Annotated in this window: 21 protein-coding genes; 10 read left to right on the top strand and 11 right to left on the bottom strand. The window is 59.0% G+C overall.

Annotated elements, in window-relative coordinates:
• Positions 1-12: 12 nt before the first annotated feature.
• Positions 13-327: a 50S ribosomal protein L21 gene (rplU, locus tag AB3G35_RS06395; RefSeq protein WP_007901869.1), complete on the bottom strand. Its 315-nt coding sequence runs from the start codon at positions 325-327 to the stop codon at positions 13-15.
• Between the two features lie 240 nt (positions 328-567).
• Between rplU and AB3G35_RS06390 the strand changes: the two genes are divergently transcribed.
• The 3 genes from AB3G35_RS06390 (at position 568) to AB3G35_RS06380 (ending at position 2,520) form a co-directional block, all read left to right on the top strand.
• The gene (locus AB3G35_RS06390) at positions 568-1,536 is read left to right on the top strand and encodes a polyprenyl synthetase family protein (RefSeq protein WP_016779416.1); all 969 of its coding nucleotides are present in this window, start codon (positions 568-570) and stop codon (positions 1,534-1,536) included.
• Between the two features lie 180 nt (positions 1,537-1,716).
• Positions 1,717-2,058: a zinc ribbon domain-containing protein YjdM gene (locus tag AB3G35_RS06385; protein WP_016779415.1), complete on the top strand. Its 342-nt coding sequence runs from the start codon at positions 1,717-1,719 to the stop codon at positions 2,056-2,058.
• 189 nt (positions 2,059-2,247) lie between these two features.
• Entirely contained in the window at positions 2,248-2,520 is a 273-nt protein-coding gene (locus AB3G35_RS06380; RefSeq protein ID WP_083369770.1) for a hypothetical protein, read from the top strand.
• A 62-nt stretch (positions 2,521-2,582) separates the two neighbouring features.
• On the opposite strand, the gene AB3G35_RS06375 is transcribed toward AB3G35_RS06380, so the two are convergent.
• Both AB3G35_RS06375 and AB3G35_RS06370 read right to left on the bottom strand, forming a co-directional pair.
• Entirely contained in the window at positions 2,583-3,200 is a 618-nt protein-coding gene (locus AB3G35_RS06375; RefSeq protein WP_016779413.1) for an FKBP-type peptidyl-prolyl cis-trans isomerase, read from the bottom strand.
• Between the two features lie 143 nt (positions 3,201-3,343).
• A complete protein-coding gene (locus AB3G35_RS06370; protein ID WP_016779412.1) occupies positions 3,344-3,832 on the bottom strand; it encodes a TIGR00645 family protein in 489 nt (162 codons plus the stop codon).
• A gap of 142 nt (positions 3,833-3,974) precedes the next feature.
• Here AB3G35_RS06370 and AB3G35_RS06365 point away from each other — a divergent pair, with 142 nt between their 5' ends.
• Entirely contained in the window at positions 3,975-5,807 is a 1,833-nt protein-coding gene (locus AB3G35_RS06365; protein WP_369782390.1) for a hypothetical protein, read from the top strand.
• Positions 5,808-5,815: 8 nt separating this feature from the next.
• Here the strand turns inward: AB3G35_RS06365 and AB3G35_RS06360 are convergent, their stop codons facing one another.
• Positions 5,816-6,133, bottom strand: coding sequence for a hypothetical protein (locus AB3G35_RS06360; RefSeq protein WP_016779410.1), 318 nt, complete (start codon positions 6,131-6,133; stop codon positions 5,816-5,818).
• A gap of 283 nt (positions 6,134-6,416) precedes the next feature.
• Positions 6,417-8,855, bottom strand: a complete 2,439-nt coding sequence (locus tag AB3G35_RS06355; RefSeq protein ID WP_083369769.1) for a Lon protease family protein — start codon at positions 8,853-8,855, stop codon at positions 6,417-6,419.
• A 273-nt stretch (positions 8,856-9,128) separates the two neighbouring features.
• Here AB3G35_RS06355 and AB3G35_RS06350 point away from each other — a divergent pair, with 273 nt between their 5' ends.
• From AB3G35_RS06350 to AB3G35_RS06340, 3 genes are all read left to right on the top strand, one after another.
• On the top strand, positions 9,129-9,617 hold the full coding sequence (locus AB3G35_RS06350) for a DUF3015 domain-containing protein (protein WP_029611228.1): 489 nt from the start codon (positions 9,129-9,131) through the stop codon (positions 9,615-9,617).
• Between the two features lie 79 nt (positions 9,618-9,696).
• Positions 9,697-11,550, top strand: coding sequence for a DUF4105 domain-containing protein (locus AB3G35_RS06345; protein ID WP_134049253.1), 1,854 nt, complete (start codon positions 9,697-9,699; stop codon positions 11,548-11,550).
• Between the two features lie 16 nt (positions 11,551-11,566).
• On the top strand, positions 11,567-11,860 hold the full coding sequence (locus AB3G35_RS06340) for a chorismate mutase (RefSeq protein ID WP_134049251.1): 294 nt from the start codon (positions 11,567-11,569) through the stop codon (positions 11,858-11,860).
• Positions 11,861-11,978: 118 nt separating this feature from the next.
• Here the strand turns inward: AB3G35_RS06340 and gdhA are convergent, their stop codons facing one another.
• Together gdhA and ettA are read right to left on the bottom strand one after the other, a co-directional pair.
• Complete coding sequence (gene gdhA, locus AB3G35_RS06335) at positions 11,979-13,316, bottom strand: NADP-specific glutamate dehydrogenase (protein ID WP_106116373.1); 1,338 nt, start codon at positions 13,314-13,316, stop codon at positions 11,979-11,981.
• Positions 13,317-13,678: 362 nt separating this feature from the next.
• Positions 13,679-15,346 (bottom strand): energy-dependent translational throttle protein EttA, encoded by a 1,668-nt coding sequence (gene ettA, locus AB3G35_RS06330; RefSeq protein WP_086795841.1) that lies wholly within the window; start codon positions 15,344-15,346, stop codon positions 13,679-13,681.
• A 256-nt stretch (positions 15,347-15,602) separates the two neighbouring features.
• On the opposite strand from ettA, the gene AB3G35_RS06325 reads away from it, so the two are divergent.
• The 3 genes from AB3G35_RS06325 (at position 15,603) to AB3G35_RS06315 (ending at position 21,515) form a co-directional block, all read left to right on the top strand.
• Positions 15,603-19,463, top strand: coding sequence for an EAL domain-containing protein (locus AB3G35_RS06325; protein WP_083369871.1), 3,861 nt, complete (start codon positions 15,603-15,605; stop codon positions 19,461-19,463).
• A 98-nt stretch (positions 19,464-19,561) separates the two neighbouring features.
• The gene (glyA, locus tag AB3G35_RS06320; RefSeq protein ID WP_016779370.1) at positions 19,562-20,815 is read left to right on the top strand and encodes a serine hydroxymethyltransferase; all 1,254 of its coding nucleotides are present in this window, start codon (positions 19,562-19,564) and stop codon (positions 20,813-20,815) included.
• A gap of 145 nt (positions 20,816-20,960) precedes the next feature.
• On the top strand, positions 20,961-21,515 hold the full coding sequence (locus AB3G35_RS06315; protein ID WP_169844775.1) for a hypothetical protein: 555 nt from the start codon (positions 20,961-20,963) through the stop codon (positions 21,513-21,515).
• A 96-nt stretch (positions 21,516-21,611) separates the two neighbouring features.
• On the opposite strand, the gene yjiA is transcribed toward AB3G35_RS06315, so the two are convergent.
• From yjiA to radA, 4 genes are all read right to left on the bottom strand, one after another.
• Positions 21,612-22,580: a GTPase gene (yjiA, locus tag AB3G35_RS06310; protein WP_369782389.1), complete on the bottom strand. Its 969-nt coding sequence runs from the start codon at positions 22,578-22,580 to the stop codon at positions 21,612-21,614.
• Between the two features lie 146 nt (positions 22,581-22,726).
• Entirely contained in the window at positions 22,727-22,924 is a 198-nt protein-coding gene (locus AB3G35_RS06305) for a YbdD/YjiX family protein (protein ID WP_007937254.1), read from the bottom strand.
• Between the two features lie 15 nt (positions 22,925-22,939).
• On the bottom strand, positions 22,940-25,006 hold the full coding sequence (locus AB3G35_RS06300; RefSeq protein WP_083369767.1) for a carbon starvation CstA family protein: 2,067 nt from the start codon (positions 25,004-25,006) through the stop codon (positions 22,940-22,942).
• Between the two features lie 136 nt (positions 25,007-25,142).
• Positions 25,143-26,510 carry a DNA repair protein RadA gene (gene radA / locus AB3G35_RS06295; RefSeq protein WP_083369766.1) on the bottom strand — a complete coding sequence of 456 codons (1,368 nt, stop codon included), beginning with the start codon at positions 26,508-26,510 and terminating at the stop codon, positions 25,143-25,145.
• Positions 26,511-26,546: the final 36 nt, after the last annotated feature.

Here is a 26,546-nt window from a genome sequence, read left to right as displayed (position 1 = left end):
ATTAGGCTGAAATTAAGCCTGAATACCGGTGATTTTGATCTCGGTGTACCACTGGCGGTGGCCCATACGCTTCATGTGGTGCTTACGACGACGGAACTTGATGATGCGGACTTTATCGTGACGACCTTGGGAGATCACTTCAGCCACAACAGTGGCGCCAGGTACAACTGGAGCGCCGATGTTAACGTCGTCGCCATTGGCGACCAACAGAACGCGATCAAAAGTTACGGATTCGCCGGTAGCGATTTCCAGTTTTTCGATCTTCAGGTATTCACCTGGAGCTACTTTGTATTGCTTGCCACCAGTAACGATTACTGCGTACGACATGGTATTTCTCCGATAATCCTGCTCACCCAGCGCTTTATAGGTAAAGGTATTGGCTGGCATGGCTGCATGGGGCTGGAACGGCCCAGATGCAATTGCGTAAGGCAGGTGCTGCCCAGGAAGTTCAGGGTGCGCGATTGTACGCAAGCCAAGTCAGGCTTGCAAGGGGCCGTCCATCCGCCTTGACAGGCCCAGCCCCCCGACCTAGCATGCCGCGCAACCCTTCTGGAGCACCTGTCGCTGATGCAACCCCAAGCTTTCTACCGCGCGGTGGCGGACGATTTTAGCGCCGTCGATGGCATCATCAAGAAGCAGCTGACTTCACGCGTACCGCTGGTCTCAAAAATCGGCGACTACATTACTTCGGCCGGCGGTAAGCGCCTGCGTCCTTTATTAGTGTTGCTGTGTGGCAAGGCCCTGGGTCGCGAAGGCGACGACTTGCGCCTGCTGGCCGCAACCATCGAGTTCCTGCATACCGCGACCCTGCTGCACGACGACGTGGTCGACATGTCGGGCATGCGCCGTGGCCGCAAGACCGCCAACGCCACCTGGGGCAATGCCCCCAGCGTATTGGTCGGCGACTTCCTGTACTCGCGCTCCTTCGAGATGATGGTTGAGCTTGGCTCGATGCCAGTGATGAAAATCCTGTCGCAAGCCACCCGCATCATTGCTGAAGGCGAAGTGTTGCAGCTGTCCAAGGTGCGCGACGCCAGCACCACCGAAGAAACCTACATGGAAGTCATCCGCGGCAAAACCGCGATGCTGTTCGAGGCTTCGACCCACAGTGCTGCGGCGCTGGCAGGCGCCACGCCCGAGCAGAGCGAAGCCCTGCGCACCTTCGGCGATCACCTGGGGGTGGCGTTCCAGCTGGTGGACGACCTGCTCGACTACCGCGGCGATGCTGAAACCCTGGGCAAGAACGTCGGTGACGATCTGGCCGAAGGCAAGCCGACCCTGCCGCTGATCTACACCATGCGCGAAGGCACGCCTGAACAGGCAGCCCTGGTGCGCAAGGCCATCCAGAAAGGCGGCATCGAAGACCTGGAAAGCATCCGCGCGGCTGTCGAGGCCTCCGGCTCACTGGAATACACCGCACAACTGGCCCGCGACTATGTGGCCCGTGCGATTGTATGCCTCGAAGCCCTGCCGCCAAGCGAATACCGCGATGCGCTGGTCGAATTGAGCGAATTTGCGGTAGCACGTACACACTGACTACCTGTGGGAGCGGGCTTGCTCGCGATGCAAGCACCGCGGTGTATCTGCTACACCGCGGCGCTCCAATCGCGGGCAAGCCCGCTCCCACACGTTCAATCTGCCCTGCCATCCCCCGCCCCGCACTAAAACCCTATATAATGCGCGCCTTTTAGCCAGCCTGATTCTTAAGGAGCTTTAGTGAGCACGTTGCCACCCTGCCCAAAATGCAATTCCGAATACACCTACGAAGACGGCGCCCAGCTGATCTGCCCGGAATGCGCCCATGAGTGGTCCGCCAATGGCGTAGCTGAAGAAGCCAGCGATGAAAAAGTCTACAAGGACTCCGCAGGCACTGTGCTGACCGACGGTGACACCATCACCGTGATCAAGGACCTGAAAATCAAGGGGACTTCCCTGGTGGTCAAAGTGGGCACCAAGGTCAAGAACATCCGCCTGTGCGACGGCGACCACGATATCGACTGCAAGATCGACGGCATCGGCCCGATGAAGCTCAAGTCCGAGTTCGTGCGTAAAGTCTGATTCTGCTGCATGCCTTTCTGCGCCCTGCGCAGGAAGGTGCTTCACCCTCCCCGCCAAGCAATATCAAAAAGCCAGCCACTTTGATCCGCAGCAGTTCTAACGCAGAAAGATCAGAAATCCGCCAATAGGCACTTGCTATTAATTGAATAAGAATTATTCTCATTGGTATTCATCAAGGAGATGACGACCATGACTTATTTAATTGATGCCTGGCTGGACCGTCCACACCCATACCTGCGAATCCTGCATCGGGAAACCGGGGAAGTCTGTGCGGTACTGGAAGAAGAAGCACTCAACGAGCTGCAGGATCAGGGCGACCTGGATTTCACCGGGCTCAACTCAAGCGAGCCGGTAGTGCTCAAGGAACTGGTACGCAATCTGTTCCTGTTCTGCTATGCCCGGGCATTGCGCCCGTGCGGTACAACTGACACTCACCCGCACCACGCCAAGCTACAAATATGACGGCGCCGATGTAGCTGCGGGTTTGCCAGCAAACCCGCAGCCAACGTCAAACCCCGGGGTTCTTACAGAACGTCCAGCAGCTCAACGTCGAATACCAGCACGCTGTGCGGAGCAATGCTGCCAACGCCTTGGGCGCCGTAAGCCAGTTCGCTCGGCACATAGATGCGCCATTTGCTGCCGGCGTTCATCAGTTGCAGGGCTTCAGTCCAGCCGGCGATCACGCCGCCAACCGGGAATTCAGCTGGCTGACCACGATCGTAGGAGCTGTCAAATACAGTGCCGTCGATCAGGGTACCGTGGTAGTGAACACGCACGGTGTCTTCACGCGATGGCTTGGCGCCTTCACCGGCAGTCACAACTTCGAATTGCAAGCCGGAAGCCAGGGTGGTGATGCCGTCTTTCTTGGCGTTTTCAGCCAGGAAAGCCTTGCCTTCGCCTGCTGCAGCTTCTGCCTTGGCAGCTGCTTCAGCTTGCATGATCTCGCGGATCACCTTGAAGCTTGCCGACATTTCTTCCTGACCTACACGGCTTTCCTTGCCCGCGTAAGCGTCAGTCAGGCCAGCCAGGATGGCGTCCAGGCTGATGCCAGGTGGCGGGTTGTCGCGCAGCTGGTCACCCAGCTGACGGCCAATGCCGTAGCTGACGCGAGTTTCGTCGGTCGACAGATTTACTTCGGACATAACACTGCTCCGCTGTGGGGGGTGCCCGGAAAAACCGCGCTAGCCGCGGCTGGCGAACACCCCGAACCAAAAAAGGGCCAGCAGACTACCACAGCCCCCAAAGCCTTCGCAGCCCGGGTTGGTGCGCAACCTGCGGGCAGCCCTTAGTGTTTGGTCAATTTGTCCAGGTAGCCCATCGCAAACGCCGAAACCACAAAGGTCATGTGAATGATCACATACCACATCAGGTACTCGGTCTCGATATTGCGTGCATCCATAAATACCCGCAGCAGATGGATCGATGAGATCGCCACGATCGATGCCGCGACTTTCATTTTCAACGAGGTGGAGTCCATCGTGCCCAGCCAGCTGAGCTTCTCCTTGTGCTCGTCGATATCCAGTTGCGAGACAAAATTCTCGTAGCCGGAAATCATCACCATCACCAGCAAACCGCCCACCAGCGCCATGTCGATCAGCGACAGGATGACCAGGATCAAATCCGACTCAGTTAGCGCAAACACGTTGGGGATTACATGAAACACTTCCTGGAAGAACTTCAACGCCAAAGCCAGCAGGCCCAGCGAAAGCCCGAAGTAAATTGGCGCCAAAATCCAGCGCGAGGCGTACATTGCATTTTCGATAAAGCGTTCCATTGAATCTCACAGGACGTAACAAAATGGGCGCGAGTATATCAGTGAGAAAAGCACCGTGTTAAAGGGCTGGAAACAGCCTGTAAAAACATTTTCTGCTAGTGTCCACACCCTCAGCATTGTTTACGGACAGGAAAACCGAACCATGGATCTGCGATTCCCCTTGGCTTGTTTTGGGTTCTCGATGGCATTGCTCGCGGTCGGCGGCTGTTCTCCTGACGACGAACACCAGCAGGCCAGCCTGGAGCAGCGCAGTGCAGCGTTCGAACAGAGCCTGGACGGCATCAAGGATCAGCAACTCAAAGATGCTGTGGCCGACCTCGGCGGGTCCCTGCTGTTGCTCGAACGTGCGCGCCTCAAACTGCAGGACAAGCCAATCGAGACCGAATACGGCGCCGATGACCTGGCATTGCTCAAGCACTACCCCAGCAGCCAGGCGCTGACCGATACCTATATCAACGGCTTGTTTGTACTGCGCAAGGCCTCAAGCTCCGATTACCTGACGGACCTGGAACCGGTATTCCCGTTTCCGCTCAACAGTGCTGCCGAGTTCCCGTTCCCCCATGCCCTGGAATGGCAGTCGGTGACCCTGAGCAACAAACAAGTGGTGCCCTTCCAGCCGGAGTGGTCCGAAAGCGACCCGGGTATCCAGCTAAGCCCCTCCAGCGCCAACCTGAGCAACCCCGACGACCTGACTGTCACTTACCCCTATATCGACGGGATTGAAACCGCCAATACGCAACAGCCCCAGCCCATGACCCTGCACGGTAAGGTCGAAGTCATCGCGCCGGGCAAAGTGGTCAACTTCAACCTCACGGCCAAGGACGTGGGTAAAACCCGGACCGACGGCACAATCAGCGTCACCCTGCTGGCACTGGGCAAGAACTTTGCCGAGGTGGACATCGTCAACAGCGCTCCCCTGGCCGAGCAAGTGCGCGACACCCCGCTCAATCCGCTGATCATCCAGGCCCGCGACGCAAGCGGGCAGTTCCTTACACGTTCGGGATCGATCAACGAAAATGCCGAGCAACTGGCGTTTTATCAGCAACAACTGGCCGAGATGCTCAAGCAAACCGCCTGGAGTGACGCGTTCGAGCAGCAACTGGATAACGAGCAGAAGGCCTTCGACCAGCTGCACCCGCACCACTACAGCAAGGTGTTCTTCAACGGCACGGTGGCCAATGTCGATATCAATGTGCTCGATTTCTCAAGCGCTATCGTCACCCGCAAGGCCCTCGACCTGCCGGTGCGCATGCTGGACAAAAACGTAGTGGGTAAAGAGATCCAGCCCCTGGCGCTCAACGTCGTGGTGTATGACGATCAGGCCGCCAACGCGCTAAAAGGCGCCACGCTGGCACCCGAGCAACTGGAAAAGAGCGTAGTGATCAGCCAGTCAGTGGAAGATGCCAGCGCCGCGTCCCTGGAGTTCAGCCACCCGGCTACGTTCAACAGCGAAATGCTCGGTGCGCTCCCGGACAAGTCTGACGCGCCGGTCACCTTCTTTGCCGAAGACGACAAGGGCAATCGCAGCGAGCCGCTGGAATTGCCTGCCGAAGCCTTCGATGTGGACCCGCACGCAGGCGTTATCACCTACGACCTGAACCTGTTTCCCGAAACTCCGGCCTATGCGGTTGGCTCAATCCCGCTGTTTATCGCTGATATCGACAAGCAGGTGCTGGATATCACCCGTCTGCCCAAAGGTCTTGAGCTCAAGGGCAATGCCCTGATCGTTGATCAAAAAGTGTTTCCGGCCGAGGCCTGGCGCTTTTTTGCCAAGGACGAAACGGGGAATTATCTGAAGGAAGTAGCCGCCGTCAGCCACAGCACCGAGCCCGATGGCGCGCCGGTGTTCGACGTGCATTACTTTTATGGTCAGCCGACCCAACTGGAAAGCTATGCCCGCACCGCGCTCATCCCTGTCGAGTACGGGTTTGAAGTCAAACTCGACAAGGCCCCGGAAGCCAGCACACCACGCTAAAACACTGCCTAGCGCAAGGCCTGACAACGCCCGCCATTGATCTGACGCAGCTGGGCTTGCACATGCAGGCACCAGATTTGCGGATCGTCAGCCAGTTGATAGCCATGCAGGGTCAGGCTTTCAACGATGGATTCAAGAATGGTTTCGGCCACGAACGGCCCGGGGAAAGGGCCCTGCGCCTTGATCGTGGAGGGTTGTTCGCCTGCCAGGCCAGCGGCGAAGAGCAGCGTCCACATCCCGTTATTGCCTGCCAGCGGTCGAATGCTGCATTCAATACGGGTCACCAGGCCCAAGCATTGGCGAGTAAGGCAAAGGTTGCGCGACATGACGGCGACCCTCGGTAGAGCCTGTCTTCAGCCGCAGACTACGGGCTGCATCGATCCAGTGACGACAGTTGTGTCCATGCCATCAGAATAGAAGAAATTCTGAGTATGAAAAGTCGCCAATGACCAACGGCTTTGTCGATTGGCATCGCAAAACTGTGGGAGCGGGCTTGCCCGCGATGCCAACGCCGCGATGGCCCTGACAGACTGTGCCTGCCTGCATCGCAGGCAAGCCAGCTCACACAATCCGCGCGCTTGCCGCTCCCACAGGTTTCGCTATAAGGGATCAGGCCGGTTTTTTTGCGGCCAAGGCTTCCGCCAACAACTCCTTTTCGGCTTCCTTGAGATCATCGTCGTTGATCATTTCAGCAATCACCCGCAACCGCTCGACCACTCGGGCGTTAACGCTGCCTTCAGGGAACTGGCCCTCGGCATCCGGTTCACCGGCAGGCTCGCCCACCAGCAGGCTCAAAGCCTCATCGGCCTGGCGTACCGCGTACACATGGAACTTGCCCTCGCGCACTGCCTGCAGAACCTTCTCGTCGAGCATCAAGGTCGCTACGTTGGCCTGCGGGATAATCGCACCCTGCTCGCCTGTCAGCCCACGCGCTTCGCAAAGGCGGAAGAAGCCTTCGATCTTCTCGTTAACCCCGCCCACCGCCTGCACTTCGCCGAACTGGTTGATCGAACCGGTAATGGCAAAACATTGCTTGAGCGGTGTTTTGGACAGTGCCGAGATCAGCGTACAAGCCTCACCCAACGACGCACTGTCGCCATCCACATAACCGTAGGATTGTTCCAGCGCGATACTGGCCGAAATCGCCAGCGGGAACTCCTGGGCGTAACGGCTGCCCAGGTACCCGGTCAGGATCATCACCCCCTTGGAGTGAATCGGCTGGCCCAGATTAACCTCGCGTTCGATATCGACAATGCCGCTGCCACCCGGGTACACCGTGGCGGAAATTCGTGCCGGCACGCCAAACGCCGAGTCGCCGACTTCCAGCACGGTCAGGCCGTTGCACTTGCCCACGGCCGCGCCATCGGTGTCGATCAGGATGATCCCCGCCAGCATGTCATCGAGGATGCGCGCCGACACACGCCCGGTGCGGGTGGCCTTGGCCTTGAGGGCACGCTCGATATGGCCCGCGTCGGTCATCTCGTCGCTCGCCAGGTGACGGATGAAGTCCGCCTCGCTGACCAATTGGAACAGATCGCCAATACGCGCCGACAAACGTCCCTGGTGCTCGGCCAGGCGCGCGCTGTAGGTGGCCAGGCGTGCCACGGCCCCGGCGGTCAATGGCGCCATGCCCTCTTCCGAGGTGCGGGTGGTGAGCAATTGGGCGAACTGCTCCAGGCTCTCGTCGACCATCGGGATATCTTCGTCGAAATCCACCAGTACGCGGAACATCTCCTGGAAGTCCGGATCCAGGTCCTGCAACGTGTAATACAGCTGGCGCGCACCGATGATGATGACCTTGACCTGCAGCGGGATAACCTGCGGGTTGAGGGTCACGGTGGCCAGGCGGCCCATCTCGCCCAGCGGCGATTCCATTTTCAGCTTGCGCGATTGCAGGGCGCGCTTGAGGGCATCCCAGACAAATGGCTCGCTGAGCATTTTCTCGGCTTCAAGAATCAGAAAGCCGCCATTGGCACGGTGCAAGGCGCCGGGGCGCAGCTGGCGATAGGTGGTGTACAGCGCGCCCTGGTCAGTGCTGTATTCGATACGGCCAAACAGGTTGTCGTAGGTCGGGTGCGGCTCGAACACCACCGGTGCGCCGCCACTGAGCGGCTGGCCCACCACCAGGCTCGGCAGGTACTGCTCATCGAGCAGCTTGCGCGCCTGGGCGTCGGTCTTACTGTCGTCGACCAACTGCTCGACCACGGTTTTCAGCAGGTACACCTGCATCGCCTGCAGATAGCCGCACACTGCAGCATTTTCGGCGTATTTCTGCGACAGCGGCGACAGCAATGGCTGCAGGGCCAGGGTAATGGTTTCTTCATTCAGCTGGCGCAGCTGGTTGTTCGACTCGCGCTTCCACTGCGGCAGGCTGGCCAGCTCTTCGTTCAGTCGCTCTTCCAGTTCGGAAATATCCTCGTGGAAGCGTTCGCGATCGGCTTCAGGCAATTGCGAGAATTCAGCTTCGTCCAGCGCCTTGCCATCGCTCATCGGCGTGAAGGCCACGTTGCTGCTGTCGCGATACAACGCCACGCCTTTTTCCAGGGCCAGGCGCTCGATCACATCCAGCGCGCGGTCATAACGCTGATTGAAACCGCGGTCGATTGCGCTTTTGCGCTGTTGATAGGTCGGGTGTTCGAACACGGCCGGGAAGGTTGCCAGCAGGTTGTCGATCAAATGGTTGATATCGCCAATAAAAGCGCCCGCGCTACTGGAAGGCAATTCCAGGGCGCGGGGCTCGCGCGGTTCGTCAAAGTTGTTGACGTAGACCCAGTCGCTCGGCGACTTCAGGCGCTTGCCTTCGGCCTTGAGGTAGCGTTTGACGAACGAGAAGCGACCCGTACCCGGCTCGCCCATGACAAATACGTTGTAACCCGGGCGAGGCATGGCCACGCCGAACTGCAAGGCTTCGACCGCACGCTCCTGGCCGAGAATGCCGCGGAAAGGTTCCAGATCATTGGTGTTCGAGAAGCTGAACTGTTCAGCAGAAAAAGGACGGGTTAGCGCATCAGGCGCTAGACGCAAGCTGGTGGCAACAGAATCAGGCATCGGGCTTCCTTACATCGGGCGGGGCAGATGGCAGCATTCTGGCGCTGGCTGTACATCACTGGCAAGGCGTACAACACGGGAAAACTCGCCCCCCAGTGTTTACGGGGGGGAAATGTGTTCCGGCAGAGATTGTTTTACAAAAAATCACGGAACCTGCCGATCGTGCCTAGACTCCAAGCTGTTACGCGGCTGGAAGGCATAACTGGCCCGTACTGGCGCTTCAGGGCCAGAAACCCTTGTCCATTGGTTGCACACCTATAGAGAACACAGCTTATGAAACGGATTCTTCTCGGTACTCTCTTTACAGTTGTTTCCCTCAATGCCATGGCCCAGGCACCGGGCGGCCCGAACTGCGGTTGGGGCAACATGTTGTTCGAGGGCCAGCGTGGCACCCCTGCCCACTTCCTGGCATCCACCACCAACGGCACGTCCGGCAACGCCACCTTCGGCATGACCTCCGGCACCAACGGCTGTACCACCAAGGACGCCCTGACCTACGGCGGCAAATCGTGGATTGCCATGAATGGCATGATGAACGAGCTGTCCGAGGACATGGCCAAAGGCAATGGCGAAGCACTGACCACTTACGCGGTGGTCCTGGGCGTCGCCCCTGAAGACCGCGAGCACTTCGCCGCCGTCACCCACGAGCACTTCCAGCAGATCTTCAGCAAGGCCGATGTCACGGCTGAAGACGTTCACTCCAACACCCTGGCCATCCTCAAGGGCGATGCACGCCTGGCCAAGTACGCCACCGCGGCGTAAGTCAATGAGACCTGCCCGCTCCTCCCGGAGCGGGTATTCTCCTGCTTCACTTCCCTTCGTCTGACAACAGTTGCCGAACATGCTCAAACGCCTTGCCTACCTGGCGCTCTGTGCCTGCGCCCCGCTGTATGCCGCACCCCATATCGACGATCAACGTGTGCAGCAGTTGGCCAACGACCCGTTCTGGATCTCACTGGGGCATTACGAAGCCGGCAAGCTGAGCGGCTGGCGAAGCTATGTCAGCGACGACAAATTCTTTCTCGCCCCCGACGGCGCCCATCACCCCGATGCCGAACTGCGCGCTACCGTCGAGGCGTTGTATGCGCCCTTGAGCCTGGGCGACAAGCACCCGCAATGCGTCTACCCGGCCCGCACCCGCTGGCTCAAGGCCCAACTGAACCTGAACGATCTGCCCAAGGCCGAGTGCGCAGAGTTCACGCAGTGGTTCAAGGACGTTGCACCACACAGTACGGTGATGATTTTTCCGGCGGCCTACCTCAACAGCCCGTCCTCCATGTTCGGCCATACCCTGCTACGCATCGACCAGGCCGACGTGCAACACAACAAGACCGCCCTGCTCAGCTATGCGATCAACTTCGGCGCCTATATCGAGGGTTCCGACAACAGCATCCTGTATGCCTGGAAGGGCTTGGCCGGTGGCTATCCGGGCCTGTTCGCGCTGGTGCCCTACCAGGAAAAGCTCTCGGAATACCGCAGCCTGGAAAACCGCGACCTGTGGGAATACCGGCTCAATCTGACACCCGAAGAAACCCAGCGCATGGTTGAGCATGTGTGGGAACTCAAGCAGATCCAGTTCGACTATTTCTTCTTCGACGAAAACTGCTCCTATCGCCTGCTGGAGCTGTTGCAAGTGGCCCGCCCCGGCCTGCAACTGACCACGCAGTTTCCATTGACCGCAATCCCTACCGACACGGTAAAAGCAGTCAAGGAAGCCGGGCTGGTGGAAAGCATCGAATACCGCCCGTCCCGTGAACGTGAATTGCTGGACCGGGCCAAAGCCCTCGACCCCGAAGAACAGCAATGGGTACTGCAGGTCAGCGCCGATCAGGCCCAGTTGCAAAACCCGACATTCAAGGCGCTGCCCAAAGCGCGCCAGGCACTGATTATCGACGCCGCCTACCGGCTTGAGCGTTACCGGGCCAATGGCCTTGAGCGTGACCCCGCGCGCTCACAGCGCAGCTTTGAACTGTTGCGGGCGATCAACCAGAACCCGGCGCCCGAATTGCAGGTGGAAAAACCCGAGCTGCCCGAAAACGGCCATGAGTCGCGCACCTGGCAACTGGGTGTCGGTAGCCGTGACGACAAGGCCTTTGCCGAATACGGCTTGCGCATGGCCTACCACGACCTCAACGATAACGGCCCGGGCTTCCCCCTGGGCGCGCAGATTGAAATCCTGCAACTCAAGCTGCGCCAGTACGAAGGCAACCAGTGGCAAGTGCAACAACTGGACCTGGCCAATATCCGCTCCCTGACGCCGCGCAATGACCTGCTGCAACCCTGGTCATGGCAAGTGGGCGGCGGGCTGGAGCGGGTGCTAGGCAAACACGGCGACGAAAACCTGGTCAGCCATGTCAACGGCGGTGCAGGTGGCACCTGGCAATTGGCGGACAACCTGCTCGGTTTCGCGCTCGGGACGGTGCGCATCGAGCACAACAACGACTTCGCGGCGTTTGTGGCCCCTGCTGCCGGCTTTGATACGGGGCTACTGTGGCGTAACCCGGTGGGCAACCTGAGCCTGGAAGCCAAGGGCGACTACTTCACCAACGGTGAAATCCGTCGTAGCCTGAGCCTGAATCAGCAATGGGAAGTTTCGCGCAATCTGGGTCTGCGCCTGAGCGCACAGCGTGAGTTCAGCAAACTGAGTTCACCCATCAACGAAGTGATGCTGGAACTGAAGTGGTATCACTACTGAAAGGAGGTTTTACGACATGGCTGTTAACTGTGATTCCCTTGGGCAAGTGCGCGAGAAAATCGACGGGCTGGATCGCCAGATTGTCGGCTTGATCGCCGAGCGGGGGGCTTACGTATCGCAAGCGGCACGTTTCAAGAAAGACAGCGATGCGGTCAGGGCGCCGCAGCGGGTTGAACAGGTGATTGGCAAGGTACGGGGCCTGGCCGATGAGCTGGGCGCCAACCCGGACGTCACTGAGAGCGTGTACCGCGCCATGATCGCGGCCTTTATCGAACAGGAACTGACGGAGCATCAGGCGCTTGCAAAATAGACAGCCCCCCATGTGGGAGCGGGCTTGCTCGCGATTGGATCGACGTGATGCAGCAGATACACCGCGTCGTTTGCATCGCGAGCAAGCCCGCTCCCACAGAGGGGGTTGGAGGGAGGGCCTAGACCACGCCCTGCGCCAGCATCGCGTCGGCGACTTTGACGAAACCGGCAATGTTCGCGCCTTTTACATAGTTGATCCGGCCGTTTTCTTCGCCGTAATGCACGCAGGCATGGTGGATCGACTGCATGATGTTGTGCAGCTTGCTGTCCACTTCGCCCGCCGTCCACAGCAAGCGCATGGCGTTTTGCGACATTTCCAGCCCGCTGACCGCCACGCCACCGGCGTTGGATGCCTTGCCAGGTGCGAACAAAATACCGGCCTCGATAAACACATCGACCGCTTCCAGGGTAGTCGGCATGTTCGCGCCTTCAGCCACACAAACGCAGCCATTGTTCAGCAATGTACGCGCCGCCTCGGCGTCCAGCTCATTCTGGGTCGCACATGGCAGAGCGATATCACATGCCAGGTTCCACGGGTGCTGACCTGCCAGGAACTCCACGCCGAATTGCCCTGCCAACTCGCTGATACGGCCGCGCTTGACGTTTTTCAGCTCCATCAGTGCTTCCCACTGCTCCTCGCTCAGACCGGCTTCGCAGTACAGCGTGCCTTCGGAGTCCGACAGCGAGATCACTTTGCCGCCCAGGTCCATGACCTTGCGCGCCGCGTATTGCGCCACGTTACCCGAACCGGAAATCGCCACGCGCTTGCCATCGATACGCTGGCCGCTGCGCTTGAGCATTTCCTGGGCGAAGTACACACAGCCAAAGCCGGTGGCTTCAGGGCGGATCAGGCTGCCACCATAGCTCATGCCCTTGCCGGTCAGTACGGAGGTGAACTGGTTGCTCAGGCGCTTGTACTGGCCAAACATAAAGCCGATTTCGCGCGCACCAACACCGATGTCGCCTGCTGGCACATCAACATCCGAACCGATATGGCGATACAGCTCGCTCATAAAGGCCTGGCAGAAACGCATGACTTCGGCGTCGCTCTTGCCCTTGGGGTTGAAGTCCGAACCACCCTTGCCGCCGCCCATAGGCAGCGAGGTCAGGGAGTTCTTGAAGGTTTGTTCAAAGGCCAGGAACTTGAGCACGCCCAGGTTCACCGACGGATGGAAACGCAAGCCGCCCTTGTACGGGCCAATGGCGCTGTTCATCTGGATACGGAAGCCGCGGTTGACCCGCACCTTGCCTTCGTCATCCACCCAGGAAACGCGGAACACGATCGCACGCTCAGGTTCGCAAATGCGCTCAAGAATGCCTGAAGTCAGGTAATGGGGATTGGCTTCAAGAAATGGCCACAGACTGCGCAGAACTTCTTCCACTGCCTGATGGAATTCAGGCTGGTCCGGGTCACGTTTTTTCAGGCGGGCAAGGAACTGGTCGACGGATTCGATCATGGTAAGTCTCGGCAAATTTATTGTCGTTAAACGGAGATTGACCGGAACTTTATCAATTCATGTGGCACCGCGACAGCGCAAAATGTCGCAGTTATGAATTTAAATGGTGCATTTATATAAATCGCACCGATTTATCGGGGTTTTGCGCACCAAAAAAATACTTCTTGTACCCAGTTTTGCACCAACTTATAAACGCCAAAATCCCATTGTGGGAGCGGGCTTGCTCGCGATTCAGTCGCCGCGGCCTCCCAGGCAAACCGAGGTGATGCCATCGCGAGCAAGCCCGCTCCCACAGGGACAGTCTTGCTCTGCTAAAAAAAAACGGAGCCCCGAGGGGCTCCGTCTTTTCTTGCAAACCGCCCTTACTGGGCCAGTTTTTTGTGACGCACACGGTGCGGCAGGGTAGCCGCTTCGCCGAGGCGCTTTTTACGGTCAGCTTCGTACTCGGTGTAGTTACCTTCGAAGAAGATCGCCTGCGAGTCGTCTTCGTACGCCAGGATGTGAGTCGCGACGCGGTCAAGGAACCACCGGTCGTGAGAGATCACAATGGCGGCGCCAGGGAAGTCCAGCAGGGCTTCTTCAAGCGAACGCAAGGTCTCAACGTCAAGGTCGTTGGACGGTTCGTCGAGCAGCAGCACGTTGGCGCCCTCTTTCAAGGTCAGTGCCAGGTGCAGGCGACCACGCTCACCACCGGACAGGTCCTTGACGAACTTCTGCTGATCGCCACCCTTGAAGTTGAAACGACCTACATAGGTACGCGACGGGATTTCGTAGTTACCGATGCGGATCACATCGGAACCGTCAGAAATCGCCTGGAATACGGTCTTGCTGCCATCCAGGTCGTCACGGCTCTGGTCCACACAGGCCAGTTGCACAGTGTCACCGATTTCGATGCTGCCCGAATCCGGCTGTTCCTTGCCCATCAGCATGCGGAACAGGGTCGACTTACCGGCACCGTTACCGCCGATCACGCCGACGATGGCGCCTTTAGGCATGGCGAACGACAGGTTGTCGATCAACACGCGATCGCCATAACCCTTGGATACGTTCTTGAACTCGATCACCTTGTCACCCAGGCGCGGACCGGCCGGGATGTAGATTTCGTTGGTTTCGCTGCGCTTCTGGAATTCCTGCGATTGCAGTTCTTCGAAACGCTGCAGACGGGCCTTGGACTTGGACTGACGCGCCTTGGCGCCTTTACGCACCCATTCCAGCTCGTCTTTCATGGCCTTTTCATGGGCCGACTGCTGCTTGGATTCGGCAGCCAGACGATCGGACTTGGCTTGCAGCCAGCCCGAGTAGTTGCCTTCGTAAGGAATGCCCGCACCGCGGTCAAGTTCCAGGATCCAGCCTGCTACGTTGTCCAGGAAGTAACGGTCGTGCGTAATCGCAACCACGGTACCCGGGAAGTCGTGCAGGAAGTGCTCCAGCCAGGCCACCGAATCAGCATCCAGGTGGTTGGTCGGTTCGTCGAGCAGCAGCATGTCCGGGGCCGACAGCAGCAGGCGGCACAGGGCCACACGGCGCTTCTCGCCACCCGACAGGTGCTCGACCTTGGCATCCCATGCCGGCAGGCGCAGCGCATCGGCGGCGACTTCCAGCTGGCGCTCAAGGTTATGGCCGTCGCCGGCTTGCAAAATGGCTTCGAGCTTGGCCTGTTCAGCGGCCAGCTTGTCGAAGTCGGCATCCGGGTCGGCGTATTCGGCGTAAACCTGATCCAGACGCGCCTGGGCGTCCTTGATCACGCTCACGGCTTCTTCCACCACTTCGCGTACGGTCTTGTTTGGATCCAGCTGCGGTTCCTGCGGCAGGTAGCCGATGTTCAGGTCTGGCATCGGACGCGCTTCGCCGTCGAACTCGGTGTCAACGCCCGCCATGATTTTCAACAGGGTGGATTTACCCGAACCGTTGAGGCCCAGCACGCCGATTTTGGCGCCCGGGAAAAACGACAGGGAGATGTTTTTCAGGATTTCCCGCTTCGGCGGCACAACTTTGCCCAGCCGATGCATGGTGAAAACGTATTGAGCCATGGAGAACCTAGGGTCAGTGACGGGTGAATAAGGCGCGAGCTATGCCCGGATCAGGCCATAGCAGAAAATCAGGGACTGATCGAGATCAATGCCTGCTCGCAGAAAAAGCACAAATGTAGACGCCAGAATCTACCTGAATGCGCGAGGCAGGGCAAACCAGCGCAGACCAGAGGACTGGCACTTTGCCACAACCCAAGGCATGCTTGGCGCCTTTAGGGGGCCTCGCGCCATTGCCGCCAAATTGCAGGATCACAAGTTGCCCAATGTCACCGCGCCCACTATTGTCAAAGCGTCCAACCCATTATTGGGGACGCCTGTGCGCGGAACGCTGAAAAGTGCATTGGCGGCGCTGGTTTTACTGCTGCTGGCCATGCTGTTCTGGTTGTTGATCGAACAGTTCCAGGAAACCCTGCAGCAAGAGCGCCAGGCCAGCATCAATTACAGTGCCGACCTGGCCGACCACATTGGCCTGAGCATGGCCCTGCGCGCTGAAACCGCCCTCAATCTGCTGCCTGTGGACAAGTCGCCGAAAACCGTGCGCCAGCAACAGGCCCTGGTCAAGCAACTGAGCCAGTCCCTGCCCGCCTTGCAAAGCCTGGCACTGGTCAGCCCTGAAGGCGAAATCCTGCTCGACAGCCTTGGCACCAGCCCCGATGCCGCCAACCTGGCGGACTGGATCCGGCACAGCCCGTCGCGCAGCCGCACCGAGGGCTATTACTTCAGCAATAACCGTGACGCCAGCGTCATCTATCTGTTGCTGCGCCAGCCCAGTGGTACCATCAATGGCTACTGGCTGCTGCGCATGAGCCCGGACTTGCTGCAAAACCTGACCCATCAGAATGCCAGCAGCCAAAGGCCGCAATGGCTGGTGGAGAACAGCCAGACCCGCAAAGTCCTCAGCCGGGCGGATAAAAACGTCACCCCCGCCTCCACCCTGAACCCGGAGGATGAAGAAGACACCGTTCTGTTGACGCCCATCAACCACAGCGACTGGCAACTGCGCGGGCTGTTCAATGACCGCCAGGCGATCGAGCACCTGCTGCCCGGGCTGATTGGCAAATGCCTGCTTGGCCTGCTGTTTTCATTGCTGCCGATCATTGCCCTGCTGAACATGCGCCGCCGTCAGCGCCAGCTGCATGAAGGCCGGCGGCGCTATCACGATATTTTCGAAGGCACCGGCGTCGCCCTGTGCGTGCTCGACCTGTCCAGCCTGCCGGGGTTTCTCGACCGCGAAAAACTTCACAACGGCGACGCCCTCAAACAATGGCTGGGCGATCACCCCGAGCATCGCCGTCAATTGTTCGAGCAATTGCGCATCACCGAAGTCAATCAGGTAGCCATGCAACTGCTGGAGGTCGACTCCGGTGATGGCGCCTGGCACAAGCTGATCAACGGTTGCCCGTCGACCAGCACGGCCATTGGCTATCAGATCGTCGAGGCCGTGCTTGAGCAACAACAGCAACTTGAGCTGGAAATAAAACTCACCGATGCCAATGGCCGCGACCAGCATTTATGGCTGGTGCTGCGCCTGCCTGCGGATCACGAGGATTACCACGCGGTGATCCTGAGCATCAGCGACATTACCAGCCGCAAGCTGATCGAACTGTCCCTGCAAGAGCGCGAGAGTTTCTGGTCCGATGTGGTGCGCACCGTGCCCGACCATCTTTATGTACAAAATGTGATCAGCCAGCGGATCATCTTCAGCAACCACCACCTGGGCCATACCCTGGGTTATAGCGCGGTCGAGCTGCAGGAAATGGGCGCGTACTTCTGGGAGTTGCTGCTGCACCCCGAAGACGCCGAGCGTTATCACCAGTTGCGCAAAGAGCAACGGGAAAACGGCTACAAGCAACTGCTGCAATGCCAGTTGCGCTTTCGCCATCAGCAAGGCACCTGGCGGCGCTTCGACATCCGCGAGCAGGCGTTCGCCCGTGACACGGGCAACCAGGTCACGCGCATTGTCGGGGTGGCCAAGGACATCACCGACCAGATCGAAGCCAGCGAGTCATTGCGTGACAGCGAGCAACGCTACCGGATGCTGGCCGAAAGCATCAGCGACGTGATTTTCTCGACCGACAGTTCGTTGCGCATGAACTACCTGAGCCCGTCCATACAAACCGTATTGGGGTATGAGGCGCAGTGGGTGTTCGACAATGGCTGGCAATCGATCATCGCCACCCCGCAACAACTGGAAGGGGTCAACAGCCTGATCGAGCGCATCCGCGCCGCACTGCACAAGCCCCAGCAACTGTCGGCCCTGCGCGCCCAGGTGCAAACCCAGCTGTTTTTGTTCGACTGCCTGCGCGCCGACGGCCACAAGGTGCCCATCGAGTTGCGCCTGGTTCTGGTGTGGAATGAGAACGATGGTTTTGAGGGGATTCTGGGCGTAGGCCGCGACATGAGTCAGCAGCGCCGCGCCGAAAAAGACCTGCGCATGGCCGCCACGGTGTTTGAACACTCCACCTCGGCCATCCTCATTACTGACCCCGCTGGCTATATCGTGCAGGCCAACGAAGCCTTCAGCCGGGTCAGCGGCTACGCCGTGGCGCAGGTGCTCGACCAGCTGCCAAGCATGCTCACCGTCGATGCCCAGCAGCGTGCGCACCTGACCTATGTGCTCAAGCAACTGCATGTGCATGGCACCTGGGAGGGTGAAGTCTGGCTCAAGCGCCTGAACGGCGAGCACTACCCGGCCTGGGTCGGCATCACGGCGGTGCTCGATGATGAAGGCGACCTGGCGAGCTATGTGTGTTTCTTCAGTGATATCAGCGAGCGCAAGGCCAGTGAACAGCGCATTCACCGCCTGGCCTATTACGACGCCCTGACCCACCTGCCCAACCGCACCCTGTTCCAGGACCGCCTGCACACCGCGCTGCAACAGGCAGAGCGTAACAAGTCGTGGGTGGTGCTGATGTTCCTCGACCTTGACCGTTTCAAGCCGATCAACGACTCCCTGGGCCACGCCGCTGGCGACCGCATGCTCAAGGACATGGCCATCCGCTTGCTGGCCTGCGTCGGTGACGACGATACCGTGGCGCGCATGGGCGGTGACGAGTTCACCCTCCTCCTGCAACCGCGCACCACCCGCCAGCAGGCCTTGAACCGGGCTATCAACGTGGCCGAGCAGATCCTCGCCAGCCTGGTAAAACCTTTCGTGCTCGAAAGCCGCGAGTTTTTTGTGACCGCCAGTATTGGTATTGCCCTGAGCCCGCAAGACGGCAACGAACTCAGCCAGCTGATGAAAAACGCCGACACTGCCATGTACCACGCCAAGGAGCGCGGCAAAAACAACTTCCAGTTCTATCAGGCGGACATGAACGCCAGCGCCCTGGAGCGCCTGGAACTGGAAAGCGACCTGCGCCATGCCCTGGAGCAGCAAGAGTTCATCCTGTTCTACCAGCCGCAATTCAGCGGCGACGGCAAGCGCCTGACCGGCGTCGAGGCGCTGTTGCGCTGGAACCACTCCAGACGTGGCCTGGTGCCACCTGGCGACTTTATCCCGGTACTCGAGGAGTTGGGCCTGGTGGTGGAAGTCGGCGACTGGGTGCTGGCAGAGGCCTGCCGCCAGCTCAAGCACTGGCACCAGGCCAAGGTGCGGGTGCCCAAGGTGTCGGTGAATATCTCGGCGCGCCAGTTCTCCGATGGCCAACTGGGCACGCGCATCGCCACGATCCTCAAGGAAACCGGCCTGTCCCCGGCCTGCCTTGAGCTTGAGCTGACCGAAAGTATCCTGATGCGCGAAGTCAGCGAAGCCCTGCATATCCTCGCCAGCCTGAAAAACCTCGGCCTGAGCATTGCCGTGGATGACTTTGGCACCGGCTATTCGTCGCTCAACTACCTCAAGCAATTCCCCATCGATGTCCTGAAAATCGACCGCACCTTTGTCGACGGCCTGCCCAGCGGCGAGCAAGACGCGCAGATTGCCCGGGCCATTATTGCGATGGCCCATAGCCTGAACCTGGCGGTGATCGCCGAAGGCGTGGAAACCCACGAACAGCTGGATTTCCTGCGCGAACACGGCTGCGACGAAGTGCAAGGCTACCTGTTCGGGCGCCCGATGCCAGCCGAGCAACTGGTGGAACAACTGCAAGCGGCAAGCTCACAGCTGCAAGCTTGAAGCACTCAGATGCACACCGTGAATCGCATTCATATGCCAGATAAAACCCATTGGGTTAGAATGCCCTCCTTTTCTGCCCCCGATCCTTGAGGACCGCCATGTTCAGCCGTGATTTGACACTTGCCAAGTTCGACGCCGACCTTTTTGCCGCCATGGAGCAAGAAGCTCAGCGCCAGGAAGAACACATTGAGCTGATCGCTTCGGAAAACTACACCAGCCCAGCGGTCATGGAAGCTCAAGGCTCGGTTCTGACCAACAAATACGCCGAAGGCTACCCAGGCAAGCGCTACTACGGCGGCTGCGAATACGTAGACGTGGTAGAGCAACTGGCTATCGACCGTGCAAAAGAACTGTTCGGCGCCGATTACGCCAACGTTCAGCCGCACGCCGGTTCCCAGGCCAACAGCGCCGTTTACCTGGCCCTGCTGTCGGCTGGCGACACCATCCTGGGCATGAGCCTGGCTCACGGCGGTCACCTGACCCACGGTGCCAGCGTTTCGTCTTCGGGCAAGCTGTACAACGCCATCCAGTACGGCATCGACGCCAATGGCCTGATCGACTACGACGAAGTTGAACGCCTGGCCGTTGAGCACAAGCCGAAAATGATCGTGGCCGGTTTCTCTGCCTACTCGCAGGTTCTGGACTTCCCGCGTTTCCGCGCAATCGCCGACAAGGTTGGCGCCTACCTGTTCGTGGACATGGCTCACGTAGCTGGTCTGGTGGCTGCTGGCGTTTACCCGAACCCGGTTCCATTTGCTGACGTGGTGACCACCACGACTCACAAAACCCTGCGTGGCCCGCGTGGCGGCCTGATCCTGGCCAAAGCCAACGCCGACATCGAGAAGAAGCTGAACTCGGCTGTATTCCCGGGTTCGCAAGGTGGCCCGCTGGAGCACGTTATCGCCGCCAAGGCCGTGTGCTTCAAGGAAGCCCTGCAACCAGAGTTCAAGGCTTACCAGCAACAAGTGGTAAAAAACGCTCAGGCAATGGCTTCGGTATTTATCGAGCGTGGCTTTGACGTGGTATCGGGCGGTACTGAAAACCACCTGTTCCTGCTGTCGCTGATCAAGCAGGAAATCTCCGGTAAAGACGCTGACGCCGCTCTGGGCAAAGCGTTCATCACCGTGAACAAGAACTCCGTACCGAACGATCCACGCTCCCCGTTCGTAACGTCGGGTCTGCGTTTCGGTACTCCGGCTGTGACCACTCGCGGCTTCAAGGTTGAAGAATGCCGTGAACTGGCAGGCTGGATCTGCGACATCCTGGCTGACATCAACAACGAAGCCGTTATCGACGCCGTTCGCGAGAAAGTCAAAACCATTTGCGCCAAGCTGCCGGTATACGGCAACTGAGTGTAAATAGCTGAATAAAAAGCCCGGCGTTTACGCCGGGCTTTTTTATTGCCTCTGTTATTTTGAAACACATGACTGATCACCTCGCAACAATAACAACCTAGTCTGAACCTTATCGCTTTTTATCGACAACAGAGTTCAGACAATGGCAAACGATACACAACAATCCTTTATCGCCACTCTGCAAGTACCCAACCACAACCTTAATCTTTTAGGGGCACTTTTTGGCCCGCCGGTCATGGTGACTGACTTGCTCGGCAGTGGCGGGGTTTTTTCCGGCAAACCACAGTTACGGGACGATTCCGCCACAATGGGCCTTCAGCCCCACGCCACAGGCGGGGTCAAGGCGGCGCTCAAGCTATACTTCCGGCACACCCCCAAGGGTTATGAAATACATATCAAACACCCGGGCCAGTATGACCGGCATCGGCTGGGGAAAAACCATATGGATATACTCCATGCGAGAAGTCCGACACTCAAGCATCCACTGACCTTCACATTACTTGACCAAGACAACCGGATAGTTACAGGAAGCAACTTAAATGAAGCCCACACACTGATCACACTTAAAACGCACAACCACAAGTTTATCGGCATCAGAAGAACCAAGAGTTCCCCCCACCAGTACCTTGGCGAAACAACCGAACACCACAAAGCGGTATTTCTTTTAAGTATTATTGCAAGGAGCGTAGCTTATTAATTTCAGCTTAAAGCTGTATGAAACTTCCTTAATCACCTTAAGACATAAAAGCAAAAGCCCCTGACCCTCTCCCGCAGGAAGAGGGTCAGCCATCACTCAGGCCCCAAGCCGCGCAAAACCCTCGCGGATCTTGGCTTCGGGCAGATCATCGGCAATAAACACCATCACGCTTTCCCGCGCCTCACCTTCGGCCCACTCGGTGTCCCAGTCGAACCCATAAAGCTTCAGCACACCCTGAAACACCAGGCGTCGATCCTCACCGACAATGCTCAGCACGCCCTTGTACCGCAGCAATTGCTTGCCGTGATCTTCCAGCAACTCGTTCATGAATGCGCTGAGGCTGTCGATATCCAGCGGCTTGTCAGTGCGCAGCACCAGGCTGGAAATGCGGTCGACGGACGCCGCGGGTTGCACCGGGCGCAAACTCAGGCCACCGCCAAGGTCGGCATTGAGGTTGAACCCGCGCACATCCAGCAACTCGGCCAGGTCGATCTTGCCGTGCTCAACCACACGGATCGGCGCCCGGCGGTTGATACGGGTCAAGCGCTCGCACAACGCGTCAAAGGTGGCGTCATCCACCAGGTCGCGCTTGCTCACCAACAGGCGGTCAGCAAAACCGATCTGCGCCTGGGCGATGGTCTGGCTCAAATGCACATCGGCGTGGGCCGCATCCACCAGGGTGATGATGCCGTCCAGCAAGTAACGCTCGCGCAGTTCTTCATCGATAAAGAAAGTTTGCGCCACCGGTGCAGGGTCGGCCAGGCCGGTGCATTCGATCACCAAGCGGTCGAAGGCGATTTCGCCACTGTCCAGGCGCTCGAGCAGCAGGTACAGCGCTTTGGTCAGGTCGGTGTGGATGGTGCAGCACACGCAACCATTGGCCAGGGTCATGACTTGCACCGGTTCGTCGCCCAGCAACTGGGTGTCGATCCCGGCATCGCTGAACTCATTTTCGATCACGGCGATTTTCAGGCCGTGCTCGGCCTTGAGCAGGTAGCGCAACAAGGTGGTTTTACCGGCCCCCAAAAAACCGCTGAGGATGGTGACGGGGATTGGAGAGGTCATGCAGTGCCTCCTTAAACAAAACGCCAAAACAAATGTGGGAGCGGGCTTGCTCGCGATAAGAACGGCGCAGTGTGTCAGTCACACCGTGCCGCCTGAATCGCGAGCAAGCCCGCTCCCACAGTCAGATACAGCTCAACCCTGACGGGTTAACAGCATTTGGGCCCACCCTTGCCGCCGTAACGGGCTTCCTGGCGCTCACGAAAGAACGCCTCGTAGCTCATCACCGGCTTGTCCGGGTGCTTGGTTTGCATATGCTCGACGTAGTTGTCGTAGTCGGGCATGCCGACCATCAGGCGGGCGGCCTGACCGAGGTATTTACCGAGGCGACTCAGGTCATTGAACATGCTTGCAACCCTCTATCAAACATCCGGCATGGCTTGGTACGGCGACTCTTTATCCGTACGTTCCTTGGTGCCCCATGCAGCGACACCCACTTTGATCGCAAAGAACAGAATGCTGAACACCACGAACAGGAACAGCACGGTCAGACCGGCGTTGGTGTAGGCGTTGATGATCACGTGTTGCATCTGGTCGATATTTTTCGCCGGGGCAATCACCTGGCCGGCTTCCAGCGCAGTGCTGTATTTGTTGGCCAGGGACAGGAAGCCCACCGCCGGGTTGGCGTCGAACAACTTGATAAAGCCTGCCACGGTGGTGCAGATCAGTAGCCAGACAGCTGGCAGCATGGTCACCCAAATGTAGCGCTGGCGCTTCATTTTGATCAGCACAACGGTAGCCAGCATCAGCGCGATACCCGCCAGCATCTGGTTGGAGATACCGAACAGTGGCCACAGGGTGTTGATGCCGCCCAGTGGATCGATCACGCCCTGATACAGCAGGTAGCCCCACATCGCCACACACAGGCCGGTGGCCAACAGGTTGGCGCCCCACGACTCGGTGCGCTTGAGCGCAGGCACAAAGCTGCCCAGCAAGTCTTGCAACATAAAGCGGCCAGCACGGGTACCGGCGTCAACGGCCGTCAGAATAAACAGGGCCTCAAACAAAATGGCGAAGTGATACCAGAACGCCATAGTGTTTTCGCCCGGCAGCACGTTGTGCAGGATCTGCGCGATACCGACCGCCAGGGTCGGGGCGCCGCCGGCACGGGCCAGGACGGTGGTTTCACCGATGTCCTTGGCCAGCGCGGTCAACGCATCCGGGGTAATGGCAAAGCCCCAGTTGGTGATGTTCTGCGCCACCGTGACCACGTCACCGCCGACAATGGCTGCCGGGCTGTTCATGGCGAAGTACACACCCGGCTCGATCACCGAAGCGGCAACCATCGCCATAATGGCCACAAAGGACTCCATCAGCATGCCGCCGTAACCGATGTAACGGGCGTTGCTTTCGTTATCCAGCAGTTTGGGCGTAGTACCCGAGGAAATCAGCGCGTGGAAACCCGATACCGCACCGCAGGCAATGGTAATGAACAGGAACGGGAACAGACCGCCCTTCCAGACCGGGCCAGTGCCATCGGTGAACTGGGTCAGCGCAGGCATTTTCAGCTCGGGCATGGTGACCAGAATGCCGATCGCCAGCGCAACGATGGTGCCGATTTTGAGGAATGTGGACAGGTAGTCACGCGGTGCCAGCACCAGCCACACCGGCAGCACTGCGGCGACAAAACCATAACCGATCAGCATCCAGGTGATTTGCGTACCGGTGAAGGTGAACACCGGGGCCCACTCAGGGCTCGCCGCAATCTGGCCCCCCAGCCAGATGGAACCGAGCAGCAGCAGCACGCCGACAACGGAGATTTCACCGATGCGACCCGGGCGGATGTAGCGCATGTAAATGCCCATGAACATCGCGATCGGGATGGTCGCCATCACCGTGAACATGCCCCACGGGCTCTCGGCCAGGGCCTTGACCACGATCAGTGCCAGCACCGCGAGGATGATGATCATGATCAGGAAGCAGCCAAACAGCGCGATGGTGCCCGGGATCTTGCCCATTTCCTCGCGCACCATGTCACCCAGTGAGCGACCGTTGCGGCGAGTGGACATGAACAGAACCATAAAGTCCTGCACCGCACCTGCCAGCACCACCCCGGCGATCAGCCAGAGCGTGCCCGGCAGGTAGCCCATTTGTGCGGCCAATACCGGCCCGACCAGAGGGCCAGCGCCAGCGATGGCAGCAAAGTGATGGCCAAAGAGAATGTGCTTGTTGGTCGGCACATAGTCCAGACCGTCGTTGTTGAGCACCGCAGGCGTTGCGCGGCTGGAGTCGAGTTGCATCACCTTGGTGGCGATAAACAGACTGTAATAACGATAAGCAACCAGATAGATGGCAACGGCTGCCACAACGATCCACAAGGCGTTGATCGCCTCGCCCCGGCGTAATGCCACTACGCCAAGGGCGCAGGCTCCTACAATTGCCAACACCAGCCACGGAATGTGGCGTAGCAGGCTATTTTTATTATTCATTTTTTAATTCCGGCCAGTTGGACAAGAAAGACTGCCCCCGGAGTTTAGCGCTCTTGGCTCTAAAGACCAGCCCCCAACGTTGGTCTAGAGCCTTCTTTTGCGGTTATTCGGCAGACGACGCAACCCGGGTGCAGATCTACTCGAACAACGCATCCAGCGCCTGTTCCAGGCGGGTCACGCCAATCACCTTCAGGCCCGGCGGCGATTCCTTGGGGGCATTGCCCTTGGGCACGATGGCGCGCTTGAAGCCGTGCTTGGCCGCTTCCTTGAGCCGCTCCTGACCGCTTGGCACCGGACGCACTTCGCCCGACAGGCCGACTTCACCGAACACCAGCAGGTCGTGAGGCAGCGGACGGTTGCGCAAGCTGGACATCACGGCGGCCATCAGCGCCAGGTCAGAGGCGGTTTCCAGCACCTTGACCCCGCCGACCACGTTGAGGAACACATCCTGATCATGGGTAGGAATACCGCCGTGGCGATGCAGTACAGCCAGCAACATGGCCAGACGATTCTGATCCAGGCCCAAGGTAACGCGGCGCGGGTTGGACATATGACTGTCATCCACCAACGCCTGCACTTCCACCAGCATCGGACGGGTGCCTTCCCAGGTGGCCATCACCACGCTGCCCGGGACTTCTTCCTGAGCACGGGTAAGGAAAATCGCAGAAGGGTTGGAGACTTCTTTGAGGCCCTTATCGGTCATGCCGAACACACCCAGCTCGTTGACCGCGCCAAAACGGTTTTTTACCGCTCGCAACAAACGCAGGCGCCCGTCGGACTCGCCCTCGAAATACAGCACGGTATCCACCATATGCTCCAGCACCCGCGGCCCGGCCAGTGCGCCTTCTTTGGTCACATGGCCCACCAGGAAAATCGCCGTACCGCTGGATTTCGCATATCGCACCAGCAAGGCCGCACTTTCGCGCACTTGCGACACGCCGCCGGGGGCCGATTGCAGCTGCTCGGTAAAGATGGTCTGGATCGAGTCAATCACCATGACCTTGGGCTTTTCGAGCTTGGCGGTGGCGATGATGCTTTCGATACAGGTCTCGGTCATTACCTTGAGCTGATCCTGGGGCAACCCCAGGCGCCGGGCGCGCATGGCCACTTGTTGCTGGGATTCCTCGCCGGTGACGTACAGCGCCGGCATGCGGGTGGCCATCTGACAAAGGGTTTGCAGCAGGATGGTGGATTTGCCGATCCCAGGGTCGCCGCCGATCAATACCACCGAGCCATCCACCAGCCCGCCACCGAGCACCCGGTCCAGCTCGCCGGAGGCTGTGGAAAAGCGCGGCAACTCTTCAATGCTGACTTCGGCCAGGGTCTTGAGCTGGGCCTGTTGGCCGGTCCAGCCGGTACGGCCGCTGGGGGGCGCGGCAGCCCCGCTTTCAACGATGGTTTCGACCAGGGTGTTCCAGACGCCGCACTCGCCGCACTGCCCGGCCCACTTGGGAAACGTTGCGCCGCACTCGGTGCAGCCGTAAATGCGCTTGGGCTTGGCCATCTGAACTCCACGGAAAAACCGCGATGATAGCCCACT

This window comes from Pseudomonas sp. WC2401, from assembly GCF_041200115.1.
Taxonomy (GTDB): Bacteria; Pseudomonadota; Gammaproteobacteria; order Pseudomonadales; family Pseudomonadaceae; genus Aquipseudomonas; species Aquipseudomonas fragi.
The sequence above is the reverse complement of the archived record's forward strand: the minus strand, read 5'-3'. Positions and strand labels throughout refer to the sequence as shown.